This is a genomic window from Streptomyces sp. AHA2, from assembly GCF_036857595.1.
Classification (GTDB): domain Bacteria; phylum Actinomycetota; class Actinomycetes; order Streptomycetales; family Streptomycetaceae; genus Streptomyces.
The window spans coordinates 51,355-58,367 of the sequence record NZ_JAUQWJ010000030.1 but is presented as its reverse complement, the minus strand read 5'-3'; the positions used below and the strand labels follow the sequence as shown (position 1 = coordinate 58,367).

Annotated in this window: 6 protein-coding genes; 4 read left to right on the top strand and 2 right to left on the bottom strand. The window is 72.4% G+C overall.

Annotation, left to right across the window (positions count from 1 at the left end; translation table 11 throughout):
• Positions 1-351: 351 nt before the first annotated feature.
• Both Q5694_RS33125 and Q5694_RS33120 read right to left on the bottom strand, forming a co-directional pair.
• Positions 352-873 (bottom strand): hypothetical protein, encoded by a 522-nt coding sequence (locus Q5694_RS33125; RefSeq protein WP_333937221.1) that lies wholly within the window; start codon positions 871-873, stop codon positions 352-354.
• A 132-nt stretch (positions 874-1,005) separates the two neighbouring features.
• Positions 1,006-2,445: a gamma-aminobutyraldehyde dehydrogenase gene (locus tag Q5694_RS33120; protein WP_333937220.1), complete on the bottom strand. Its 1,440-nt coding sequence runs from the start codon at positions 2,443-2,445 to the stop codon at positions 1,006-1,008.
• A 163-nt stretch (positions 2,446-2,608) separates the two neighbouring features.
• Here Q5694_RS33120 and Q5694_RS33115 point away from each other — a divergent pair, with 163 nt between their 5' ends.
• The 4 genes from Q5694_RS33115 (at position 2,609) to Q5694_RS33100 (ending at position 6,952) form a co-directional block, all read left to right on the top strand.
• Positions 2,609-3,148, top strand: a complete 540-nt coding sequence (locus tag Q5694_RS33115; protein ID WP_333937219.1) for an Lrp/AsnC family transcriptional regulator — start codon at positions 2,609-2,611, stop codon at positions 3,146-3,148.
• A gap of 19 nt (positions 3,149-3,167) precedes the next feature.
• Positions 3,168-4,529, top strand: a complete 1,362-nt coding sequence (locus Q5694_RS33110; RefSeq protein WP_333937218.1) for an aspartate aminotransferase family protein — start codon at positions 3,168-3,170, stop codon at positions 4,527-4,529.
• 204 nt (positions 4,530-4,733) lie between these two features.
• On the top strand, positions 4,734-5,483 hold the full coding sequence (locus Q5694_RS33105) for an ABC transporter ATP-binding protein (protein WP_333937217.1): 750 nt from the start codon (positions 4,734-4,736) through the stop codon (positions 5,481-5,483).
• On the top strand, positions 5,465-6,952 hold the full coding sequence (locus tag Q5694_RS33100; RefSeq protein WP_333937216.1) for a hypothetical protein: 1,488 nt from the start codon (positions 5,465-5,467) through the stop codon (positions 6,950-6,952). Before Q5694_RS33105 ends, Q5694_RS33100 begins: the two co-directional genes overlap by 19 nt.
• Positions 6,953-7,013 lie beyond the last annotated feature (61 nt).

The window sequence follows — 7,013 nt, the reverse complement described above, 5'->3', positions numbered from 1 at the left end:
AGCCAGACCGCTGACCCCCGGACCGAACCGCCGAGACCGCGGAACCAGACCACTGACACCGCAGAGCCAGACCGCTGCCCCCCGGACCGAACCGCCAAGGCCGCGGAACCAGACCACTGACACCGCAGAGCCAGACCGCTGCCCCCCGGACCGGACCGCCAAGGCCGCGGAACCGGACCACTGACACCGCAGAGCCAGACCGCTGACCCCCGGACCGGACCGCCAAGGCCGCAGGGCCAGGCGGCTGACCCCCGGGGCCGGACCGCCGAGGCCCGTGGCGGGGGGCCGACCGTCCCCGCCGGTCGCCGTCCCCGCCGGTCGCCGTCCCCGCCTCTTCCGCTGCCGGCGCGCTCAGGTCGCCGGCAGCGGGACCGGGCGGGGCGCCAGGGCCTCCAGCCGCTTGATCTTCTGCCGCACGACATACAGCGGGATCACCCCGAACACCCCGAAGGACAGGTCGATCACCGACCACCACAGCGGTATGCCGCGGATCGGGCCGCAGATCAGGGCCAGCGGGACGATGCCCGCGCAGGCGATCATCCCGAACTCCACGACCCAGATGTTGCGCACCGGGTCGCGGTAGGGCCCGTAGAAGGCCACCGCGATCACCAGGTGCGCGAAGGCCAGCCAGTCCGTGCCGTAGAGGAGGAACGGGTACTCGGCGTCGGCCTGTTCCAGGCCGGCCCGCACCCGCGAGATCCAGTCCGTCAGGCCGGGCAGGTGCTCACCGGCGGACAGCGCGCTCAGCAGGTCCTGCGCCCACCGCAGTTCGTGGACCAGGGGGAAGGCCGTGACGCCGCTGAGCACCAGGCAGACGACGAAGAAGACCAGCCACGCGCGAATACCCCTCAGCAGGGCGGCTCTGTCGCTCATGGCCGCACTCTACGCCTGTTATTGAACACGTTCAAAAAGGGCGTCCGGGGGCCTCCGCGGAGACCCCCGGACGCACGAGCGGCCCCGGACGGTGACGAACCGTCCGGGGCCGCATCGGCCCGCCCTGGCGACTTACGCGTCGAGCGAGGTCATGACGTGCTTGATGCGCGTGTAGTCGTCGAAGCCGTACGCGGACAGGTCCTTGCCGTAGCCGGACTTCTTGAAGCCGCCGTGCGGCATCTCGGCGACCAGCGGGATGTGGGTGTTGATCCACACGCAGCCGAAGTCGAGCTTCTTCGACATCCGCATGGCCCGGCCGTGGTCCTTGGTCCACACCGAGGAGGCGAGCGCGTACTCGACGCCGTTGGCCCACTCGACCGCCTGGTCCTCGTCCTGGAAGGACTGCACGGTGATGACCGGGCCGAAGACCTCCTTCTGCACGATCTCGTCGTCCTGCTTCAGGCCCGAGACGACGGTCGGCGCGTAGAAGTAGCCCTTGTCGCCGACCCGCTTGCCGCCGGTCTCGACCCGCGCGTGCGCCGGGAGCCGGTCGATGAAGCCCTCGACCTGCTCGAGCTGGTTGGGGTTGTTGAGCGGGCCGAACAGCACGTCCTCGTCGTCCGGCTGCCCGGTCTTCGTCTCGGACGCGGCCTTGGCCAGGGCGGAGACGAACTCGTCGTGGATGGACTCGTGCACGAGCACGCGCGTGGCGGCGGTGCAGTCCTGGCCGGCGTTGAAGAAGCCGGCGACGGAGATGTCCTCGACGGCCTTGGCGATGTCGGTGTCCTCGAACACCACGACCGGGGCCTTGCCGCCCAGCTCCAGGTGGACGCGCTTGACGTCCTTGGAAGCGGACTCGGCGACCTGGATGCCGGCGCGCACCGAGCCGGTGATGGAGGCCATGGCCGGGACCGGGTGCTCGACCATCATGCGGCCGGTCTCGCGGTCGCCGCAGATGACGTTGAAGACGCCCTTGGGGACGATCGAGCCGATGATCTCGGCGATGAGGACCGTCGAGGCCGGGGTGGTGTCGGACGGCTTCAGCACCACCGTGTTGCCCGCGGCGAGGGCTGGCGCGAACTTCCACACGGCCATCATCATCGGGTAGTTCCACGGCGCGACCTGCGCGCAGACGCCGACCGGCTCGCGGCGCACGATGGAGGTGAGGCCCTCCATGTACTCGCCGGCCGAGCGGCCCTCCAGCATCCGCGCCGCACCCGCGAAGAAGCGGATCTGGTCGACCATCGGAGGGATCTCCTCGGAGCGGGTCAGCCCGACGGGCTTGCCCGTGTTCTCCACCTCTGCCGCGATCAGCTCCTCGGCGCGCTCCTCGAAGGCGTCCGCGATCTTCAGCAGGGCCTTCTGGCGCTCGGCGGGCGTGGTGTCGCGCCAGCCGGGGAAGGCCTCGGCGGCCGCCGCCATCGCGGCGTCCACGTCGGCCTGCCCGGACAGCGGAGCGGTCGCGTACGCCTCGCCCGTCGCGGGATTGACCACCTCGGTGGTCCGTCCGTCGGCGGCGTCCCGGAACTCACCGCCGATGTAGTTGCGCAGACGACGCAGCTCGGTGCTCACTGCCGGCCCTCCAGTTCGGATGTCCATCACTTGAGACACCACCCTAGTCGGCCGACCCACGTTTTCAACACCCCCGCTCCCGTCGTTCGTGCGGAATCCGCAGGACTCGGGGACTGAAACAACGGATTTCATCGATCCAGGCTTGCGGAAGTGTCGATACCTCGTGCACAGTGACCCCGTGGCCAGTCGAAGCGCAGACCAGAAGGGGTCGCGGGAGCACCGCGAGCCCTCCCGCGAGTCCAGGAACGGCAGCTCGCCGCAGCTGGACGCCGTCTCCCTCGCCATCATCGAGCAGCTTCAGGAGGACGGCCGCCGGCCGTACGCCGCCATCGGCAAGGCCGTCGGCCTGTCGGAGGCGGCCGTGCGCCAGCGCGTCCAGAAGCTGCTCGACCAGGGCGTGATGCAGATCGTCGCCGTCACGGACCCGCTCACCGTGGGCTTCCGCAGGCAGGCGATGGTCGGCGTCAACGTCGAGGGCGACGTGGAGGCGGTCGCGGACGCGCTGTCGGCCATGTCCGAGTGCGAGTACGTGGTGATGACCGCGGGGTCCTTCGACCTGATGGTGGAGATCGTCTGCGAGGACGACGACCACCTGCTGGACGTCATCAACAAGCGCATCCGGGCGGTGCCAGGAGTGCGCTCCACCGAGAGCTTCGTCTACCTCAAGCTCAAGAAGCAGACCTACATGTGGGGAACCCGATGACCGTGAGGACCCGATAGCCGTGAGCAAGGACCTCTCCCAGACCGCGTACGACCACCTGTGGATGCACTTCACGCGCATGTCGTCGTACGAGAAGGCCCCCGTCCCCACCATCGTCCGGGGCGAGGGCACGTACATCTACGACGACCAGGGCAAGCGCTACCTGGACGGCCTCGCCGGGCTGTTCGTGGTGCAGGCCGGGCACGGCCGCGTGGAACTCGCCGAGACCGCCTTCAAGCAGGCGCAGGAGCTCGCGTTCTTCCCCGTGTGGTCCTACGCCCACCCCAAGGCCGTCGAGCTGGCCGAGCGCCTGGCCCACCACGCCCCGGGCGACCTGAACAAGGTGTTCTTCACCACCGGCGGCGGCGAGGCCGTCGAGACCGCCTGGAAGCTCGCCAAGCAGTACTTCAAGCTGGTCGGCAAGCCCACCAAGCACAAGGTCATATCCCGCGCGGTCGCGTACCACGGCACACCGCAGGGCGCCCTGTCCATCACCGGGCTGCCGGCCCTGAAGGCCCCCTTCGAGCCGCTGGTCCCGGGCGCCCACAAGGTCCCGAACACCAACATCTACCGCGCCCCGATCCACGGCGACGACCCCGAGGCCTACGGCCGCTGGGCCGCCGACCAGATCGAGCAGCAGATTCTCTTCGAGGGCCCCGACACCGTCGCGGCGGTCTTCCTGGAGCCCGTGCAGAACGCGGGCGGCTGCTTCCCGCCCCCGCCCGGCTACTTCCAGCGGGTCCGCGAGATCTGCGACCAGTACGACGTGCTGCTCGTGTCGGACGAGGTCATCTGCGCCTTCGGCCGCCTGGGCACGTACTTCGCCTGCGACAAGTTCGACTACGTGCCGGACATGATCACCTGCGCCAAGGGCATGACCTCGGGCTACTCCCCCATCGGCGCCTGCATCATCTCCGACCGCCTGGCGGAGCCGTTCTACAAGGGCGACAACACCTTCCTGCACGGCTACACCTTCGGCGGCCACCCGGTCTCCGCGGCCGTGGGCCTGGCCAACCTCGACCTGTTCGAGCGCGAGAACCTCAACCAGCACGTCCTGGACAACGAGGGCAACTTCCGCTCCACGCTGGAGAAGCTCCACGACCTGCCGATCGTCGGCGACGTCCGCGGCAACGGCTTCTTCTACGGCATCGAGCTCGTCAAGGACAAGGCCACCAAGGAGTCCTTCGACGCGGACGAGACCGAGCGCGTCCTGTACGGCTTCCTGTCCAAGAAGCTGTACGAGAACGGCCTGTACTGCCGGGCCGACGACCGCGGCGACCCGGTCGTCCAGCTCGCGCCGCCGCTGATCTCGGACCAGTCGACGTTCGACGAGATCGAGCAGATCCTGCGGGCCACGCTCTCGGAGGCCTGGACCAAGCTCTGATCCGTCGCTCCGATCGTCTGCCTGGATGATCAACACCGGCCCCGGTGCCGCCCGTTCGAGTGAGAAACGGCGGCCCGGGGCCGCGTGCTGTCCGGCCTCCCGCCGCCTTCTGCCTAGCGTGCCCAGTGACCGATCGGCCCTGCCTTCGTTCCCCCGCACGGGGGATGGCACGGGAACTACGGATCTGAACCGAGGTGTACGCCCATGGAGGCCCCGCCGGACAACGACGTGCTCTGGGCACGTGCCCTGCACTTCCAGCACGACGACGGCTCGCCCGCGCTCTGCGGTGTCTCGCTCGGCGTCCGGGAGGGCGAGATCCTCGCCGTCGGCGGCCCGCGCGGCAGCGGCAAGACCACGCTGCTGCGGTGCCTGTCCGGCCTGGTGCCCGTCCGGCGCGGCGAGGTCTGGTTCAACAGCGTGCCCGTGCACACCATGGGCCCCCTCACCCGGGAGCGGCTGCGCCGCGACCGCTTCGGCTGGATCGACCCCTCCCCGTCCCTGGTGCCGGAGCTCAACGCCTGGGAGAACACCGCCCTGCCGCTGATGCTGCGCGGCGTCGGCCGGCGCCGGGCCAAGACCGCCGCCATGGAGTGGCTGGAACGGCTGGACATCGGCCACGGCGCCCGCAAGCGCCCGCACCAGCTGGTGCACGCCGAGCGGCAGCGGGTCTGCATCGCCCGCGCCCTCGCACCCGCCCCCTCGGTGCTGTTCGCCGACGAGCCCACCGCGCCGCTGCACCGCGCCGACCGCGCCCACGTGCTGCGCACCCTGACCACGGCGGCCCGCTCGCACCGCATCACCGTCGTGCTGGCCACCCACGACCCGGACACCGCGGCCCTCGCCGACCGCACCGTCTCCCTGCTCGACGGGCGGCGGGTCCAGACCGTGCACCTGCCGCCCATGGGCGAGAGTGCCGAGCCGGGAGGCCGGGCGGCGTGCTCGCTCTCCGTCTGACCCGCGGCGCCCACCCGGCCGTGCAGCTGCGCCGCCTCCTGGTCGCGGCCGCCTCGGCGGGCACGGGCTTCCTCCTGCTCTGCGCCCTGGGCCACGCGCTGGCCCACCCCGGCGCGGGCGGCGACTCGGTGCCGCGCCTGGCCTGGTGCGCGGCCCCGCTGGCCTCGACGGTGTACTTCACGGTCGCCGTGGCCCGCACCGACCCCGGCACCCGGCCGCGCGCCGGGCTGTCCGCCATCGGTCTCGGCCCGCTGCGCCTGATGGCCGTCTCCACGGCGACCACGGCCCTGTCGTGCACCCTCGGCTCGATGCTGGCCCTGCTGGTCTTCCTGCACCTGCGGGGCGACCTGTCGGGCATGCCCTTCGACGGCGCCGCCGCCGCGTCCCTCGGCGGGAACCGGCCGCTGCCGCTGCCGGGCACCCTCACCCTGCTGGCGATCGTGCCCGTCGCGGCCTCGGTGGCGGTGGCACTGGCGATGCGGCCGCGCGAGACACCTCCGTCCGAGGACGCCCGGCCGGCCCGGACCTACGGCCGGTTCGGCGCGTACCGCCGCACCGCCACGCGCGAGACCTTCGGCGCCTACGGCCGGTTCGGCCGCCAGATCGTCCGGCCCACGGGCCCGCCCGCGCCGGGCTCCGCCCCGGCGAGCGGGCCGCCCGCCGCCCGGTCGGGCGAGCCGGCCGCCGCGAGGAACGGCGGCGGCGCGGTGAGCGCGCTGGCCGACCCCCCGCAGCCGCCCGGCCTCACGGTCCCGGCCGGCGGTACCGGCGCACAGCCCACGGCCGCCGCCCAGGTCGCGCCCGCCGACGGCACCGCCGCCGCCCTCGACGCGGTCCTGCCGGACCCTCCCGCCCCCGCGCCCTCGGTCACCGCCGCCCCCTCCGGGCTGCCGTGGGGCATCACCGTCCTGGCCGCGGGCCTGGCGGTGGAGACCTACACGAGCCGCACCGCCCCGGCACCGCCCGACCTGACCTTCTCCGGCGCCTCCCCCGGCGTCCTGGTCGGCTGGGTGCTGGCCGCCCTCGGACTGGCCCTGGCCGGCCCGGGCCTGACCCACCTGTGCGGACGGCTGCTCCAGTCGGTCCGCCCCGGTGCCCTGCGGCTGCTGGCCGGGCGCATCCTCATGGCGGAGGCCGACCGCATCGGCCGCCCCCTCGGCGTGGTCTGCGCGGTCATGTCGGGCCTGTGGGCCATGGCGCTGCTGCACGGCCCCGACAGGCTGTCGCTCGGTCCGCTGACCGTCCTCGGCGTGGCCCTGGTGACCGGCTGCACGCTGGCCACGCTGCTGACGGCCGCGGTCGAGGCACGGCAGAACCGGGCCGAGACCACCGCGGCCCTGCAGCGGCTGGGCGCCCCCGCCTCGGCCCTGCGCAGCGCCGCCGCGCTGCGCGCCGGGGCCCTGCTCGCGCTGTTCGGCCCGCTCACCCTGACGGTGGCCGAGCTGGCGGCCCTGCCGCTCGCGCGCTGACCGCCACGAGGCGCGCCGGCGGAAAGCCCCCGCGGCACACGGACGGAAAAAGTCGCCGCGC